The 17,106-nt window shown below is 62.6% G+C and carries 14 protein-coding genes and 1 tRNA gene; 14 read left to right on the top strand and 1 reads right to left on the bottom strand.

Going from position 1 to position 17,106, the window contains the following annotated elements; all coding sequences use genetic code 11:
* The first annotated feature begins 42 nt into the window (after positions 1-42).
* The 10 genes from dnaN to HGB10_01495 all read left to right on the top strand — a co-directional run bounded on the left by dnaN (position 43) and on the right by HGB10_01495 (position 12,392).
* The gene (gene dnaN / locus HGB10_01540) at positions 43-1,143 is read left to right on the top strand and encodes a DNA polymerase III subunit beta (GenBank protein NTU70497.1); all 1,101 of its coding nucleotides are present in this window, start codon (positions 43-45) and stop codon (positions 1,141-1,143) included.
* A gap of 3 nt (positions 1,144-1,146) precedes the next feature.
* Positions 1,147-2,238 carry a DNA replication/repair protein RecF gene (gene recF / locus HGB10_01535; protein ID NTU70496.1) on the top strand — a complete coding sequence of 364 codons (1,092 nt, stop codon included), beginning with the start codon at positions 1,147-1,149 and terminating at the stop codon, positions 2,236-2,238.
* Positions 2,235-2,786, top strand: a complete 552-nt coding sequence (locus HGB10_01530) for a DUF721 domain-containing protein (protein NTU70495.1) — start codon at positions 2,235-2,237, stop codon at positions 2,784-2,786. Before recF ends, HGB10_01530 begins: the two co-directional genes overlap by 4 nt.
* Before the next feature lie 77 nt (positions 2,787-2,863).
* Positions 2,864-4,825: a DNA topoisomerase (ATP-hydrolyzing) subunit B gene (gene gyrB, locus HGB10_01525; protein NTU70494.1), complete on the top strand. Its 1,962-nt coding sequence runs from the start codon at positions 2,864-2,866 to the stop codon at positions 4,823-4,825.
* A 30-nt stretch (positions 4,826-4,855) separates the two neighbouring features.
* Positions 4,856-5,374 (top strand): hypothetical protein, encoded by a 519-nt coding sequence (locus HGB10_01520; GenBank protein NTU70493.1) that lies wholly within the window; start codon positions 4,856-4,858, stop codon positions 5,372-5,374.
* Positions 5,375-7,999, top strand: coding sequence for a DNA gyrase subunit A (gyrA, locus tag HGB10_01515; GenBank protein NTU70492.1), 2,625 nt, complete (start codon positions 5,375-5,377; stop codon positions 7,997-7,999).
* Positions 8,000-8,010: 11 nt separating this feature from the next.
* On the top strand, positions 8,011-8,715 hold the full coding sequence (locus tag HGB10_01510) for an HAD family hydrolase (GenBank protein NTU70491.1): 705 nt from the start codon (positions 8,011-8,013) through the stop codon (positions 8,713-8,715).
* Positions 8,716-8,841: 126 nt separating this feature from the next.
* Entirely contained in the window at positions 8,842-10,308 is a 1,467-nt protein-coding gene (locus HGB10_01505; protein NTU70490.1) for an efflux RND transporter periplasmic adaptor subunit, read from the top strand.
* 96 nt (positions 10,309-10,404) lie between these two features.
* Positions 10,405-11,190 carry an ABC transporter ATP-binding protein gene (locus HGB10_01500; GenBank protein NTU70489.1) on the top strand — a complete coding sequence of 262 codons (786 nt, stop codon included), beginning with the start codon at positions 10,405-10,407 and terminating at the stop codon, positions 11,188-11,190.
* A complete protein-coding gene (locus HGB10_01495) occupies positions 11,187-12,392 on the top strand; it encodes an FtsX-like permease family protein (protein ID NTU70488.1) in 1,206 nt (401 codons plus the stop codon). Before HGB10_01500 ends, HGB10_01495 begins: the two co-directional genes overlap by 4 nt.
* A gap of 54 nt (positions 12,393-12,446) precedes the next feature.
* Here HGB10_01495 and HGB10_01490 read toward each other — a convergent pair whose 3' ends face one another.
* A complete protein-coding gene (locus HGB10_01490; protein NTU70487.1) occupies positions 12,447-12,944 on the bottom strand; it encodes a bifunctional nuclease family protein in 498 nt (165 codons plus the stop codon).
* 82 nt (positions 12,945-13,026) lie between these two features.
* Here HGB10_01490 and HGB10_01485 point away from each other — a divergent pair, with 82 nt between their 5' ends.
* The 4 genes from HGB10_01485 to HGB10_01470 all read left to right on the top strand — a co-directional run bounded on the left by HGB10_01485 (position 13,027) and on the right by HGB10_01470 (position 16,985).
* Positions 13,027-13,437 (top strand): YjbQ family protein, encoded by a 411-nt coding sequence (locus HGB10_01485; GenBank protein ID NTU70486.1) that lies wholly within the window; start codon positions 13,027-13,029, stop codon positions 13,435-13,437.
* Positions 13,438-13,499: 62 nt separating this feature from the next.
* Positions 13,500-13,576, top strand: a tRNA-Ile gene (locus HGB10_01480).
* Between the two features lie 266 nt (positions 13,577-13,842).
* On the top strand, positions 13,843-15,132 hold the full coding sequence (locus tag HGB10_01475) for a hypothetical protein (protein ID NTU70485.1): 1,290 nt from the start codon (positions 13,843-13,845) through the stop codon (positions 15,130-15,132).
* A gap of 197 nt (positions 15,133-15,329) precedes the next feature.
* Positions 15,330-16,985, top strand: coding sequence for a PAS domain S-box protein (locus tag HGB10_01470; protein NTU70484.1), 1,656 nt, complete (start codon positions 15,330-15,332; stop codon positions 16,983-16,985).
* Positions 16,986-17,106 lie beyond the last annotated feature (121 nt).

Raw genomic sequence — 17,106 nt, 5'->3', positions numbered from 1 at the left:
TATTACTTCTACTGCTAGGTGATTGAAGGAAAGGATCACTACATGAAGTTCAGCATCGCTCGCAGCGAGCTCCTCGAAGCTCTCTCCACCGTCGGCAAGGGAATGTCCGCTCGCTCCACGCTGCCGATCCTTTCCGGAATTCTCGTTGTAGCCTCTGGTGGAGAAATCCAGCTTCAGGCGACAGACCTTGAAGTGTCGATTCGCAGTGTCGTGCCGGCGCTGGTCGAGAGCGAGGGGCAGACCGTTCTTCCCGGTAAGCTCCTCTCTGACATAGTTCGAAATCTTCCCGAGGCCGCGGTAACCATCGAGGTGGAGGGGGAGGTTGCTCACGTCCGTTGTCAGCAGTCGTCCTTCACAGTTAAGGCTCTCAACCCGGGGGACTTCCCGAAGTTCCCGGAGGTTGCGATCGATAAGCAGATTACGATCCCAGCCGAAACACTCTCAGCGATGGTCAAGCAAGTGTCCCGTGCAGTGAGCAGAGACGAGACACGAGCGGTCCTGACAGGAATCCTGTTCTCCATTGACGGGCCTGGTGCTCGGATGGTGGCCACCGACTCCTACCGGCTAGCGGTCAGAGAGGTTGTTCTCGAAGAGAAGCCGGGAGAGGACACGGAAGTGGTCATCCCCGGAAAGGCTCTCGAAGAGGTCACCCGGCTCGCGGGTGACGGCGAGAGGGTTCTTATCGGAGTGAACGAGAATCAGATCATCTTTGAATTCGGCTCGACGGTCTTTGTCACTCGTCGGATCGAAGGATCGTTCCCTAACTACAAGCAGCTCATTCCAAAGGCCGCTGAGACCACGGCGATCATCTCCCGTGAAGAGTTCAGTGCGGCCGTGAAGCGAGTTTCGCTGATGGCGCTGCACAACACGGCTCTCAGAATCTCGGTGAACGTAGCCGATCAGACCCTCTCGCTTTCAGCAACCACGCAAGACGTTGGTGACGCCTCCGAGGACCTTATGGTCAAGGCAGAAGGTAACGACGTGGTGATAGCCTTCAATCACGGCTTCTTGATGGATGGAATCAACTCAGCTAACGCGGAGACGGTCAGGCTGGAAGTGGAGACTCCCCTGAAGCCCGGTCTGTTAAAGACTGAAGGGGACGACGGCTTCTTGTATCTCCTTATGCCTGTCCGTATTGGCTGATAGTTGGCCCTGTCGGTAACACGGCTGTCCTTGCGGTGTTTTCGTAGCTACAGCGAGTTCGAGCTTCATCCTGATCCGGCTCTGACGATCTTGGTCGGGGAGAATGCCGCCGGAAAGACGAACGTCGTTGAGGCGCTGCAAATGCTCACAGCGGGCGAGTCCTTCAGGCGGCCGCAATGGCACGAGGTGGTCAAGTGGGGGGAGCCCGAGGCACACCTGGAGCTGGAGGCAGAGGGCGACGGCAGATGCCTCGACATCAATCTCCGGGTGACGCAGGCCGGACGGCGCGCGTATAGGGTCAACGGCAAGGCGCGTAGGCGGGTCTCAGAAGCGAGCGGAATCATCCCCTCTGTGGTGTTCACTCCCGACGACCTGAGGATGGTCAAGGACTCAGCCGATAGACGCCGCGCCGCAATTGATAGCGTTGGAGACCAGCTATCTGCCAGCTACCTGGCGGCGAGGATGGAGTACGAGCGAATCGTTCGTCAGCGCAATGCGGCGCTGAAGGACATCGACGGGGATCAGGCCACCCTCGCCGTCCTCGCCGAGAAGCTCGTGACGAGCGGGTCGGCCTTCTGCGGTCACAGGAAGCGCCTGTTCGAAAGAATCAGTTCGAAGATGTCAGAGGTCTACGGCACACTTACCGAGAACGAGCCACTTACGGCACGATACGTACCCTCCTGGGAGCGTAATGGGGCGGACACGGAAACCGGAGACATGGCAGAGGCTATGAATGTCGCTCTCACGGCCGTGGTCAAGGAAGAAGCGGCGAGGGGCCTGACTCTGATAGGGCCACACCGAGATGAAGTTGAATTCAAGGTCGGGGGAAGAGACGCCCGGGCTTATGCGTCGCAAGGACAAACCAGGACGATTGCGCTTGCTTGGAAACTGGCGGAGGTGGGAGTGATCAGCGAGATTGCCGGTCAGACCCCACTACTGCTTCTCGACGACGTCATGTCTGAACTCGACGAGGCGAGGAGGCACGCCCTCGCGGAGGCGGTTGGGGGAATCGCGCAGACGGTGGTCACGACGACTAATCTGGGCTACTTCGAGAAGTCGCTCGTTGACCGCGCGAGGGTGGTGGCGATCCCATGACGCACCGGAAAGGCAAGCACATAGCCCTTACTGACGGGCTGGAAGGGCTGCTTGGTCGGCTGGACCGCAAGAGCTCAGGCGCTGGGACAGCCGCGAAGGTGGCGGCGTTGTGGGAGCAGATAGCAGGACAGGTTGTGAGCTCGCACACTACAGGGGTTCATATCCGAGATGGCGTCTTGGTCGTCTACGTTGACTCACACGCCCGCGCAAACGACCTCGCGGCCTTTTCAGAGCGCTACCGGATTGAAATCAACAAAGGTCTCGGCAAGGAACTAGTCAACAAGGTGTCGTTCAGTGTCTCAAGAAAGGTCTCACAGGATCGAGCGCTGCAGGAGGCCGCCGCCAAGGCCGAGGAGTTCGACCAAGAGGACAAGGTGGAGTCTGTTCCGCTCACAGAGATAGAGCGTGCCCAAGTCGTCGAGTCAGCATCGGTCATCGAAGACGACGAACTCCGCGAGGCGGTCATACGAGCCACCATCAAGGATTTGGAGTGGAAAAAGGGTATCTCCTCCCATTCCTCCCGCGAGGGGGCGCGAGACGGCCTCTAAGGCCCATTTGCGGGGGTTTGACCCAAGTTGTTGTGGTACGATGGGGTGTGTCACCACAAGATGTCGTGGCTCCCGACATGGGGCCCTTCGCTTCCATGTCCGCGGCCAGAAAAGGAGACGGCGTGTCCAAGGACGCCACGTACTCAGGCAAAGACATTCAGGTACTCGAAGGACTTGAGGCCGTTCGTAAGCGGCCTGGTATGTATATCGGGTCCACGGGACCCAAAGGACTACACCATCTCGTCTATGAGATCGTGGACAACTCGGTTGACGAAGCGCTCGCCGGCTACTGCACCTCCGTCGAGGTTGTCATTCATCCCGACAACGCCATCAGTGTCACAGACAATGGCCGAGGCATTCCGGTAGACAAGCACCCCAAGCTCAAGAAGCCGACAGTCGAAGTCATCCTCACGGTGCTCCACGCCGGCGGTAAGTTCGGGGGCCAGGGCTACAAGGTGTCCGGTGGTCTGCACGGAGTTGGCGCCAGTGTGGTCAACGCGCTCTCCTCGAAGCTCGAGGTCGAGGTCAAGCGCGACAACACCCTCTGGACCCAGACATACGATCACGGCAAGGCCACCGGCCCTCTTGAGAAGAGCGGCAAAGCCAAGGGAACCGGGACGAAGATCTCGTTCTGGGCCGACCCTGAGATATTCGAGACGATCGTCTACGACTACGACACACTCGCCACCCGCTTCAGGGAGACGGCGTTTCTGAACAAGAATCTCAAGATCACGCTTACCGATGAGCGTGAACTCGAGCCGCGGGTTGAGGAGTTCCGCTACGCAGGCGGAATTGTGGACTTCGTCAAGTACCTGAACGAGAACAAAGAGACGATCCACAGCAAGCCGGTGTACTTCGAGGCTGAAGGGCCTGAGGGCGCTGTCGAGATCGCGATGCAATGGAACACGAGCTACTCGGACTCCGTGCTCGCCTTTGCCAACAACATCAACACCCACGAGGGCGGTACCCACCTCGACGGCTTCAAGAACGCTCTCACCAGAACCATCAACGAGTACGCGCGCAGGCAGGGGATCCTGAAGGAGAAGGACGAGAACCTCTCCGGCGAGGACATCCGCGAAGGCCTGGCAGCCATCATCTCGGTCAAGCTGCGCGACCCGCAGTTCGAGGGCCAGACAAAGACGAAGCTCGGCAACACCGAGATGCGCGGTCTCGTGCAGCAGGTCGTCGCACAGGGGCTCGCCGAGTACCTCGAGGAGCACCCCAAGCCGGCACGCGCCATCGTCACGAAGTCGGCTCAGGCCGCAAAAGCAAGAGCTGCGGCGCGCAAGGCGCGTGAGTTGACCCGCCGCAAGGGTCTTCTTGAGTCATCCACGCTGCCCGGCAAGCTCGCCGACTGCTCGATTCGCGACGCCGCGTTCGCCGAGATCTACTTGGTTGAGGGCGACTCGGCCGGAGGCTCGGCGAAGCAGGCACGCGACAGGAGTTTCCAGGCGATTCTGCCGCTGCGGGGCAAGATACTCAACGTGCAGCGCGCCGGGCTCACAAGGGCGCTTTCCAGCGAGGAGATCCAGGCGATCATCACCGCCATGGGAACCAACATCGAGGCCGATTTCGACCTGAGCACGGCGCGGTACCACAAGGTCATCATCATGACCGACGCCGATGTTGATGGAGCTCACATCCGCTGCCTCATCCTGACGTTCTTCTTCAACTTCATGCGATCGCTGATCGAACAGGGTTACCTCTACATCGCCCAGCCGCCCCTGTACAAGATATCCGTGGGCAAGAAGCACTCCTACGCATACTCCGACAAGGAGATGCAGGACGCTGTGGGCAAGCTCCCCGAGGGGACCAAATACAACATCCAGCGCTACAAGGGTCTCGGCGAGATGAACCCCGAGCAGCTGTGGGAAACCACCATGGACCCGTCGAAGCGCACTCTGCTCCAGGTGCAGCTTGACCAGGAGAACGAGCTTCTCGCGCTCAAGAACTTCGAGGACCTGATGGGCGATGTGGTCGAACCCCGCAAGGAATTCATACAACGGCATGCGAGGGACGTCCGGTTCCTCGACATCTAAGCGCGGGGTTCGACGGTATCCGAGGGGGACATGGCAAACGACGGCGACATTCATTTCCCGCCAGGACAACGGCGCGACAAGCCGTCGTTCGAGCCGCCCCCGTGGGAACGGGAGCAGTTCGAAGAGCTTGCGAAGCGCCGAGAAGAACCGGCGGCGGAGGCCGAGACCGCAAGGATCGAGGAACAGCCTTCCGTGCAGGCTGAGCCGGCCGCGTCACAAGCGGTTGAGCCAGAGGACGCCGACCCGGCGGACTCGGATCAGCCGGCAGAGCTCGACCCGAAGCACGTCGAGGCATTGCTGGCAGGGCTCAAAGCCGAAGAGCCCAGCTCGGAGGGACTGCAGTACAAAGTCATGCTCGCGGCAGGTGTCGTAAGTGCGTTTGTTGGGCTGGTGGTGACGACATGGGGCGCGGTGGCGCTGGCGTCACCGAAGGGCTCGGGTTCGGCATCAACACTGATAGCGATGGTGCCCCTCGTGTTCGGAATCGGCTTTCTGGCCGGCGGCGTGTGGGTGGTCTTCAGTTCATTACGACGGCAAGGAGTGCTCTAAGTGACAGACGACAACGGGACGATCGACACAAGCGGGACGATCACGATCCCAGTCGAGATCCAGACGGAGCTCAGGAACTCATTCCTCGAGTACTCGATGAGCGTTATCGTCTCCCGAGCCCTACCGGACGTCCGCGACGGCCTCAAGCCGGTCCATCGACGCATTCTCTACGCCATGAACGAGTCGGGCCTGACGCCGACCCGCCCTTACAAGAAGTCGGCGTGGACCGTCGGCGAAGTCATCGGCAAGTATCACCCGCACGGTGACTCCGCCGTCTACGACACCATGGTCCGTATGGCGCAGCCCTTCGCCATGAGGGCACCGCTCGTCGATGGCCACGGCAACTTCGGCTCCGTTGACGGCGACTCGGCGGCGGCCATGCGCTACACGGAGTCGCGCCTCCACCGGCTCGCGATCGAGCTACTTCGCGATCTCGACAAGGAGACGGTCGATTTCGGGCCGAACTACGACGAGTCGCTCACCGAGCCGAGGGTCCTGCCCAGCCGCTATCCCAACCTGTTGGTCAACGGCTCGGCGGGTATCGCAGTCGGTATGGCGACCAACATCCCCCCACACAACCTCGGCGAGGTCATCGATGCGACCACGCTGCTCATCGACAACCCCGAGGCTACGCTCGATGAGTTGATGGAGAAGATCCCGGGACCGGACTTCCCAACCGGCGGCACGATCATGGGACGGGACGGCATCCGGTCCGCATACGAGACGGGTCGCGGCTCGCTCACCGTGCGCGGCAAGGCCCACATCGAGCAGACCTCGACAGGGCGCACGCGGATCATCATCACCGAGATTCCGTACCAGGTGAACAAGTCCAAGCTCGTCACGAAGATCGCTGATCTCGTGCGCGAGAAGAAGCTCACCGAGATATCGGACCTGCGCGACGAGTCGGACCGCAAAGGCATGCGAGTCGTCATCGAGCTCAAGACGAACGCCGGCATCCCGCAGGTGGTTCTCAACAAGCTCTACAAGCACACCCAGCTGCAGCAGGGCTTCGGCGTGATCATGCTGGCGCTCGTCGATGGCGTGCCGCGCACCCTCACGCTCAAAGAGGTGCTGAGCTACTACATCGAGCACCAGAAGGACGTCATCACCCGTCGCACCAAGTACGAACTGCGTAAGGCCGAGGAGCGCGCCCATATCCTCGAGGGCTACGTCATCGCGCTGGACAACATCGACGAAGTCATCAAGATCATTCGCGCCAGCGCGGATGACGCCGAAGCGAAGGCAAGCCTTATTGCGCGTTTTGGTCTCTCGGAGATTCAGACCGACGCGATCCTCGAGATGCGACTGCGTCGCCTCACCGGCCTCGAGCGGCACAAGATCGAGGCGGAGCTTGAGGAGCTTCGCAAGAAGATCGCTTGGTTCCAGCAGGTGCTGGGCGACGTGAAGCTCGTACTCCAGATCGTGAAGGACGAGCTCGGCGAGATCCGCCACAAGTTCGCGGACAAGCGTCGTACCGACATCTCAAACGCAGCCAAGGACCTCGATGTCGAAGACCTCATCGCCGAGGAGGACATGGTCGTCACCATCACCAAGGCCGGATACGTGAAGCGCCTGCCTGTGGCGACGTATCGTCAGCAGAAGCGCGGCGGCAAGGGCCTCCAGGGCGTCAACCTCAAGGACAGCGACTTCGTCGAGCACCTGTTCATCGCCAGTACTCACGACTACGTGCTCATCTTCTCGACGCGTGGCAAGGTCTATCGCATGAAGGTGCACGAGCTCCCCGTGGGCTCGCGTCACGCACGCGGGACCGCGGTCGTGAACCTGCTTCCGTTCGAGCAGACCGAGCGTATCGCTGCGGTCATCAACACCAAGCTGTTCTCGGCGGACGAGTTCCTCATGTTCGCAACCAAGCACGGCATGGTGAAGAAGACCGCCATCCAAGCGTACGACCGCTCGCGTCGTGACGGCATCATTGCAATCAACCTGCGTGACGACGATGAGCTGATCTCGGTTCGCCGCGTGAAGACGGGCGAGCGCGTGATGATGGTGTCGACGTCGGGCAAGGCCATCAAGTGGGATGAGGCTGAAGCTCGCCCGATGGGCCGCGACACGATGGGCGTGCACGGCATGAAGGTCAAGCCGGGCGATGCGATTCTCGGCATGGAGATCGCCCCCGACAACGCCGAACTGTTCGTAGTCACCGAGCGCGGCTACGGCAAGCGCACCACGGTTGGCGAGTACCCCGAACACCACCGAGGCGGTCAGGGCGTCAAGACGATCCAGGTCACACCGAAGAAGGGCCCGCTCACGGGCATGAAGATAGTCCTACCGCAGCACGAACTCATGCTGATCTCCGAGGAAGGCGTCGTCATCCGGGTCAAGGCCGACGACATCTCCAAGCTCGGCCGCTCGACGCAGGGCGTCAAGGTCATGAACGTCGCCGAGACGGACCGCGTGTGCGCCATCGCCCGAGTCAGCGGAGGCAAGAAGAAGCCGCCGAAGGCCCGCGGGATCGGCGAGGGTCAGGGTTCGCTGCTGGAGCCCGGAGCCGAGTCGGACGCCGTGACGGCTGACAGCACGGACATCGATGATGAAACCGAAGACCTCATGGCCGAGGAGTTCGAGGACGCCGAGGACGCAGAAGCCGCAGAGCTCGAGGAGTAGCGAAACGCCGCATGCCTGAGGCAAATGGGTCGGGCGGGTCGGAGCGTAGACTCGCAGAAGTAGAGGTCGTGCTGTTCGATCTTGACGGTACGCTCATCGACACGATGGATCTCATCCTCGCGTCGATGAGGCACGCCACGACCACGGTTCTCGGCGAGGCGCTGCCGGATGAGGTGCTGATGCACAACGTCGGCGTTCCGCTGATCGTACAGATGCGTGAGTTCGCACCGGAGCGGGCAGAGGAACTGCTCGCTTCGTACAGGGCCCACAACGCGGTCGTGCACGACGAACTCGTGTGCGGATACCCCGGTACAGCAGAGGCGCTTGCCCAGCTCAAGGAGGCCGGCTACCGCTTGGCGGTGGTCACGTCCAAGAGCGGGCCGGTCGCGCAGCGGGGGATGGCGGCGTTCGACCTCGAAGGCTACTTCGATGAGGTCGTTGCATACGAGGACACGACGATCCACAAGCCCGAGCCCGAGCCACTGTTCGAGGCCGCACGCAGGCTCGGGGTCGACATCTCTCGCTGCGCGTATGTGGGCGATAGCCCTCACGACATGAATGCCGCCCGTGCGGCTGGTGCGGTTGGAGTGGCCGCGCTGTGGGGCCCGTTCGCTGAACGCGTGCTCGAGCCGGGGCCGACACTAGCACTCGGGTGTCTCGGTGACCTGGCGGATGCGCTCGCGGCTGCACGACAGGCGCGCGAGGGGGCAGTGTAACAGTGTGAAGATTCACGGCTCAGGGTGAGTACTCGGAGCCGCGATGTGGAACAATGGCGGGAACGCCGATGAGCGCCGGTAGTGGGGTGGCGCGAGGCGAACGGAGCGGGTCTCGAGGAGGATGGCGTGTCAAAGAGAACGAAGCTCATCATCGCCGTGGTTGCCCTGCTGGTCGTGGGGGGAGTTGCCGCCTCGTTCGCTCTGAAGGCGGGGGGTGGGGGCACTCAGATCAAGTCGGCCACGGTGTCACAGGCCGACCTTGGGGTCACCGTTTCCGCATCGGGCAAGGTGCAGGCCGGCGTGCGCGCCGACGTCTATCCGCCTACCGCAGGAACCCTTGCGTTCGTATATGTGAGTGACGGCGAGACCGTCACGGCGGGCGACCGCATCGCAAAGATGGATACCGGTCCGCTCGAGTACGCGGTCAAGCAGGCGAAGGCGGGTCTTGCACAGGCGCAGTCCGCCTACGACAACGTTGACGCACAGGCCGTCTCGTCGGGAGACGTGACCGCTGCCAAGGCTAATGTCACTGCGACGAAGAAGGCGTGGCTGGCCGCGAAGGATGCCGCGGGTGACGTGTCATCCAAGGCCCCGACTCAGGGGCAGCTCGATGCAGCCGAGGCTGCCAAGGACGCCGCCGACTCCGCGTACGACAACGCGACCGACGCCTACGATGCGGCCCTCATCGCATACGGTTCGACATCGCCGACGACCACCGCCGCGCTGACGGCCAAGAAGTCGGCGTACGCCGGATACCTGAGCGCGAAGGCCACCTACGACGGACTCGTGGCGACCGACCTCGGCTCGGCGCACTCATCGGCGAATGCCGGTGTCGCTTCGGCGTACGCCGCATACAAGGCCGCGCAGTCCTCTCTCAAGAAGGCGCAGGCGGCCGATCCCGCAAGCCAGAAGTCCGCGGCTGCCGCGGCTGTTACGCAGGCGAAGAAGGCGCTTGAACTCGCCGAGAACAACCTGGGCGACGCCACGCTGGTTGCGCCGATCGACGGAACCGTGTTCTTCAACGCGGTAGGTACGCCGGGCTCTGACGGCGAGACGCCGAAGGCCGCCGAGAAGGCCGCCGTTGCACCGCAGTCGGCACCGTTCTCCGTGGTCGACCTGGGCGGATCGACCTTCGTCGCCGAAGTCGACGAGGCGGACATCGATCGCGTTCGCGTGGGCATGGAGTCCGAAATCACCCTCGACTCGTTCCCCGGACAGTCGTTCAAGACAAAGGTCACTCACATCAGCTCGGCGGCGCAGCCCACGGCTACGGGGGGCACGATCTTCCCGGTTGAGCTCGTGATGCAGGACACCGGCAAGACCATCCTGATCGGAATGAAGGGCGACACCACCATCAAGGTGTCCTCGATTCCGAGTGCGCTGACGATTCCGCTCGAGGCGCTGTTCAATGAGAACGGCACCAACTTCGTGTACAAGGTCGTCGATGGCAAGCTCGCCAAGACCACTATCACTATCGGAGCGCAGACCGATACCGACGTCGAGATACTCGATGGCCTGAAGAAAGACGACGTGGTCGCACTCGCGAGCCCGACCACCTACACCGACGGCATGGCCGTCACCGTGAAGAACTAGCAGCCGGCGGTGACCGAGCCCGACCCCGGGTATGTCGAACGGCCTGAAGCGGGCGCACACGGCGCACGCGATGCGGTGCATGGTCCGGCATGCGCGATCGATGCCGTACTCAGCGCCCAGGGCGTCTCGAAGTGCTATGTCCTCGACGAGGTCGAGGTCAACGCCTTGCGCGCGGTCGATCTCGAGGTTTGTCGCGGTGAGATGCTCGCGATCATGGGTCCGTCGGGCTCGGGCAAGTCCACGCTCATGCACATCGTGGGGCTGCTCGATCACCCCACGACGGGCACCGTGTCCGTTGATGGCGAGGACGTCTCGGGGATGGAGCCCAACCAGCTGGCCTCGGTTCGCAACAAGCGGATCGGCTTCGTCTTCCAGTCGTTCAACCTGCTCGCGCGCACCACGGCGCAGGCCAATGTCGAGCTGCCGCTGATCTACGCCGGAGTCTCGGCGGGGGAGCGGGCACGGCGAGCGAAGGAGGCGCTGGAGCGCGTGGGTCTCGGCAACCGGCTCGGCCACATGCCCAACCAGCTCTCCGGTGGCCAGCAGCAGCGCGTGGCGATCGCCCGCGCATTGGTCACCGAGCCGAGTATCGTGCTCGCCGACGAACCGACCGGCAACTTGGACTCGCGTAGCGGCGTCGAGGTCATGTCGATCCTTCAGGACCTCAACGATCAAGGCATCACCGTCGTGCTCGTCACGCACGACGCCCGAGTCGCCAGGCATGCGCAGCGCGTCGTACACATCCGAGACGGGCGCGTCGTGCTCAACGAGTGCGTTGAGCAGCGAATCATCGCAAGCAGTGAGGTTGCGACCCTAGATGCCGATGCACTCACCGAGGGCGATCTCGGAGGACTCTCCGTGAACACGGGGGTGCATCAGTGAACCTCGTCGAGTCGTTCCGCATCGCCATACGGGCGCTTGCCGCGAACAAGGTGCGAAGTGCGCTCACCATGCTCGGCGTCATCATCGGCGTGGCAGCGGTCATTCTGCTGGTGTCCATAGGCACCGGCGTTCAAGAGCAGGTGACCGGCTCGATCGAGGGGCTCGGATCAAACCTGCTGTTCGTGTTCCCGGGCGACTACAGCGAGAGTGGCGGCGGGGGAGGCGGACCCGGAGGACCGGGCATGTCGATTCGCAAGCAGTTCACGCTCGACGACGCGCAGTCACTGCAGGTGCGCCTCGGTGCGGACGGCATCGTCGTGCCGGTCATCCAGGGCGCGACCGCGCTCAAGGTTGGCAACAAGGACTGGCGGACGTCCATATCGGCGGGCAACGAGTTCGCCATGGAGGTGTTTACCGCTACGCTCTCGGGAGGGCGCTTCTACAACCGGGCCGAGGTGGTGTCGGCCAGGCGCGTCATCCTGATCGGGGCCACCGTGCGAGACCAGCTGTTCCCGGGGCAAGACCCCGTAGGGCGCACGGTATCCGTCGATGGGCAGCCGTTCACGGTCATCGGCCACTTCGAGGCGATGGGCGGGTCGTTCTCGGGCGACCAGGACAACACCGTCTACATGCCGGTGACCACCGCGCAGCAGTTGTTGAGCAGCAAGGACATCAGCTCGATCATCGTCAAGGCGATCAACGCTGACGACGTCGAACTGCTCAAGGTGCGCATGCAGCAGATTCTCAAACCCAAGTTCAAGGACCAGTTCACCGTGTTCACGCAGCAGCAGACGCTCGGGCTGCTCTCGACACTGCTGGGAACGCTGACGGCGATGCTCGCGGGGCTGGCCAGTATCTCGCTCTTGGTGGGCGGCATCGGGATTATGAACATCATGCTGGTGAGCGTGTCGGAGCGTACCCGAGAGATCGGCATCCGCAAGGCCGTCGGCGCACGCACGTACGACATCTTGAGCCAGTTCGTGATCGAGGCGATCGTGCTTTCCGTGCTGGGCGGCGCAACCGGCATTCTCGTGGGCGCTGGTGGTGCGCTTCTGCTCAAGCCGATCGTGCCTGCGGTTGTCACGCCGTGGGCGGTCGTGCTGGCGTTCGTGTTCTCGGCGGCGGTGGGCGTGTTCTTCGGGGTGTACCCGGCGTTTAGGGCGTCTCGTCTCGACCCGATCGAGGCACTGCGCTACGAATAGCGTGCTGGAACGCGGGGCCGCGACTTCGAGCGGCCCGCTGACCGGATGTCGCGACTAGCTCTGGAAGTCCTCGGGGTCGACCGAGTCCAGGAACTCACGAAACGCAGCGAGTTCGGCCTCCTCGTCGATGTCTGGGTGCGACTCATCGGGAACCCCCGCCTTCGCGAAGACCTCGTCGGCGACGTAAATCGGCGCCTGCATGCGGATTGCGAGCGCGATCGAGTCGGACGGCCGCGCGTCGACGACGCGGGTGCGCTCCTCGCCGCGCAGCATGATCGACGCGAAGAAGGTGCTCTCTTCGACCCGCGTGATCTCGATGCGCTCCACGTAGGTGTCGAGCGACTCCAGCATGTTGCGCATGAGGTCGTGGGTCATGGGACGCGGGGGCTCGGCGCCTTCGAGTGCGAGTAGAATCGCCGTCGCCTCGGGGTGCCCGATCCAGATGGGGAGCACGAGTCCCTCGCCCGGGCCCTCATCGACGCGCTTCAGGATGACGACCGGCTGGTTGGACCGAGCGTCGAGCGCAAGGCTAGCGATACGAACCTGAATCATCGAACGAGCCTCCGCGAGAGTGAGAGAATGGCTGAGGGCGGGAATCCGCCTGCTCCAATCATACGCCAGCGGACCGACGACCATGGAGGCCGAGATGCAGTTCGAGGTCCAAACCGGACGCCGAGAACAACTCGTCGACATCACGGCGCAGGTCGCAGACGCCGTTGCTGCGTGTGGTATCTCGACGGGCGTCGTGGTGGTCTATTGCCCACACACCACCGCGGGACTGACCATCAACGAGAACGCGGACCCCGATGTCGTGACCGACCTGCTCGCGGGGCTCGAGCGAATCGCTCCGCGAGGCGCGGGGTATCTGCACCGCGAAGGAAACAGCGACGGGCACATCAAGGCGTCGTTGCTCGGATCGAGCGTGATGGTGCCGCTTACGGGTGGGCGCATGGCGCTCGGGACATGGCAGGGCATCTACCTCGGCGAGTTCGACGGGCCGCGGACCAGAAAGGTGCTGGTCACAGCGCTTGGCGACGCCGTCTGAGACGCTTCCTTGACCGTCCGAAGAGGGCTGGTATAAGGTATGCGAGCATTTCGCTCGGAAACGGGCCCGTAGCTCAGCTGGTTAGAGCGCACGGCTGATAACCGTGAGGTCGGAGGTTCGAGTCCTCCCGGGCCCACCATGAACGCATCATTCAGACGGCCCAGCGGGCCGTCTGTCTTCATGTTGGGCCGGAGACCGTGCGTGCCGCGCTGGTGGCAAAGCGGGCCTACATGAAGCCAGAACCCCAAAACACCGCGATCTCGAGAGCTCACTGCGCACCCCAGCGGACAACCGGGCATCGTAATTGCTACGGTATAAGTAGCATTTGGTTGACATCCGGACCGGCGGCGCTGGCCAGCCATCCCGATTCACCGAGGTACGTCTTGCGAAACGAGGGGATCGACCATGAACAACGCAGCGCTCACCGCAACCGCTCGGCGGGACACCAGTATCCTCGTCGTAGCGATGCTCATGGCAATACTGGCCGCCACACTCGTTCCACAGTCCGCCCACGCGACCGGCACACTGCTCGCCAATGGGGCTGGAGCACCGGATATCTCGGGGTCGCAAGTCGTATGGAACCAAGTGACCACTACGGGCGGCCTCAAGTACTACATCTACACACGCAACCTCTCGACGGGACAGACCGCGCCTTTGACCAGCGGACAGTACCAGTCGGGAATCCCCCGGATTCAGGGCGACCGGGTCGTGTTCGACGAGTTCCAGTTCGCCACGCCCGTCTCGATGTCGCTCGTCTTCGGGATCGCACTGAACTCAGGGTTGTTCTTCGCCGCCCCCAACACGGGAGCCTTCGCCCCCGACGTGAACGGTAAGTGGGTCACGTACACCAGCAGCGGCAACTGGGCCTACCTCGTGGACACGACCACCAACGACGAGTGGCAGCTTTCCACCGGTACGCTGATCCACCCCCAGTACGGGCTGTCCCCGGTCGCGTTGACCAACAAGTACGCGTTCTGGTCCGATAGTCGCGTGAACGGCAACGCCGACATCCTCTCCCTAGAACTGGGCACGAGCGGCTGGGGCAACATCGACCCGACCGAACCAGCCGGCAACCAGTACGATCCGGCTGCCGAGGGCGATTGGGTTGTGTGGACCGACGACCGGAACGGCACCGAGGACATCTACGCCTGGAACATGGCGACGAATACGGGACGCGCCATCGCCCCCTACGCATCGAATCAGCGATCCGCCGACGTCTCGTGGCCGCTCGTGGTCTGGACCGACTATCGCACGGGCAATGGCGACATCTACGCCCGCGATCTCGTGACCGGGCAGACTACTCGCGTGACAACGGAGGACGTGGAACAGCGACACCCGGCGATATCGGGGAATCGGCTCGTCTGGGAGCAGTCAGGCTCGCAGGTCTACTACAAGTCGCTCGGATCACGCACCGTGAGCGTCAAGGCGCCCACGAAGGTTCGCAAGCGCAAGACGGCGAAGCTGACGGGAATCGCAAGCGGGTACGCCGGGGCAAGGTTCGCGTCGACCTCGATCACCCTCCAGCGCTCCTACACGAAGAAGTCCTGGACGAACATCAAGTCCGGCAAGACCACCTCGACCGGAACTTACTCGATCAGCACGCCAGCGCTCACCCGCAAGGCGTACTGGCGTGTTCGGCTCAACGGCCCAGGGGTCACGCTCTACACCTCACCCAAGTCGATTTCGGTGTACTGATAGGACACGCCAGTAACGAGAGTCAGGGTCGCGGTTCTCGGGTAGAGACTCTCTGTGGGGGAACGGCCGTTCTTGCGGGATGGGCAACCCGAGCATAGTCTGTGCTGAATCGGTACTATGGTGCAGGCGTTGGGGCGCCTCCCCGGCATACGTGCCGGCTTATGAAACTGAAGCACATACTTGGGTGAGGAAGAATTATGTGCCCCAACAAGGCTGATCGACTGCTCGGTCTGATTCTTGAGACGATCCCCGATTTAGTGTGGCTCAAGGACAACGAGGGTGTATACCTGAGCTGCAATCCGTCCTTCGCCCGCTTCTTCGGGGTGACGGAGGCCGAGATCATTGGGAAGACCGACTACGATTTCGTCGACGCCGAGATCGCCGACTCCTTCCGTGAGCATGACCGCAACGCTGCCGCCGCCGGCGCGCCAACGGTCAATGAGGAATGGATCACGTACGCATCGGATGGTCGTCGCGCCTTGGTGGAGACGGTCAAGACGCCCGCATTCGATGAGGCCGGCAATCCCATCGGCATTCTCGGCATCGCCCGTGAAGTGACTGAGCTGCGCGAGGCCCAGAACACGATCGGCGAGCGCGAGGGCTATCTGCGGGCGCTGGTCGACAACTTCCCGTTCCTGGTATGGCTCAAAGACACCGAGAGCCGCTTTCTCACGGTGAACAGCGCGTTCGCGCAGGCTTCCGTGGGCGGAACGCCTGCGGATGTCGAAGGACGCACCGACCTGGACGTGTGGCCCAGAGATCTCGCAGATGCGTACCGCGCAGACGACAAGACGGTGCTCGAGAGTCGACAGTCCAAGAACGTCGAAGAGGAGATCTCCGAGGGCGGGGAGCGTCGTTGGTTCGAGACGTTCAAGGCGCCGGTCATCGACGGCTCCGGACAGCTGCTCGGCACGGTGGGGTTCGCGCGCGACATCAGTAAGCGCAAGCAGGCGGAGGAGGCCCTACGCTCGCGTGATGCGCTGCTCTCCGGTCTCGCGCGGGTGACCGACTGCATGCTCTCCGAGAAGGAACTCACGGGCGCCAACATCGCTGACGCCCTGTGCGAGTTGGGCCAGGCTACCGGTGTCGACCGCGTCTACATCTTCGAAAACATCCCCGGCGAGCCTGGAACGAGAGGCCTACTGTCGCAGCGTTATGAGTGGTCCGTCGATGACGTCGACGCACAGATCGACAACCCCGACCTGCAGGACATTCCGTGGGATGACGTTGCACCGAGGTGGTACGACACGTTCGTCGCTGGAGGCTACATCGCCGGGAACGTAGTGGACTTCCCGCAGGATGAACGTGATGCACTCGAGCCACAGGACATCGTGTCTCTGCTCGCCCTCCCAATCGAGGCCAACGGCAAGATCTGGGGCTTCATCGGCTTTGACGTGTGTAAGGGCGAGCGGGCGTGGACCGAGACCGAGGCGAGCTTGCTGAAGGCGACCGCGAAGAGTTTCGCGGTGACGGTTGAGCGTATGCGGGCCGACGTCGCCCTCCGCGAAAGCGAAGAGAACTTCAGCGCCTTCTTCGAGGCGATCGACGACATGGTTTCGGTCGCCACCGTCGATGGGCGAATCATCCGGAGCAACTCCGCGCTTCGCGAGAGGCTCGGCTACGACGAGTCGGATCTCGACGGTATGCACATCCTCGATCTTCATCCCGCCGAGGCCCGAGAGGATGCCGAGGCTGTGTTCGACGCGATTCTCAGGGGCGATCGCGACAGTTGTACGCTGCCGCTCATCACCAAGGACGGCGAGATAGTGCCGGTTCAGACGCGCATATGGTTCGGAAAGTGGAATGGCGTGGAGTGCGTCTTCGGTGTGTCCGCCGAGGAGGACGTGTACTAGCGGCACGAGTCAATCGCGCCGTTTGCGCCGAGATGGGCCGACGGGCATCTGTCACAGACATCCGTACGCTCATTCGCATAAGGTGTTAGGGGTAATTGGGGTACTTCGCTCTCGCTCGGAC

It is taken from the genome of Coriobacteriia bacterium, from assembly GCA_013334745.1.
In the GTDB taxonomy this organism is placed as follows: domain Bacteria; phylum Actinomycetota; class Coriobacteriia; order Anaerosomatales; family JAAXUF01; genus JAAXWY01.
Note: the sequence above shows the minus strand (reverse complement) of the source record. Positions and strands in the feature narration are given on the sequence as shown.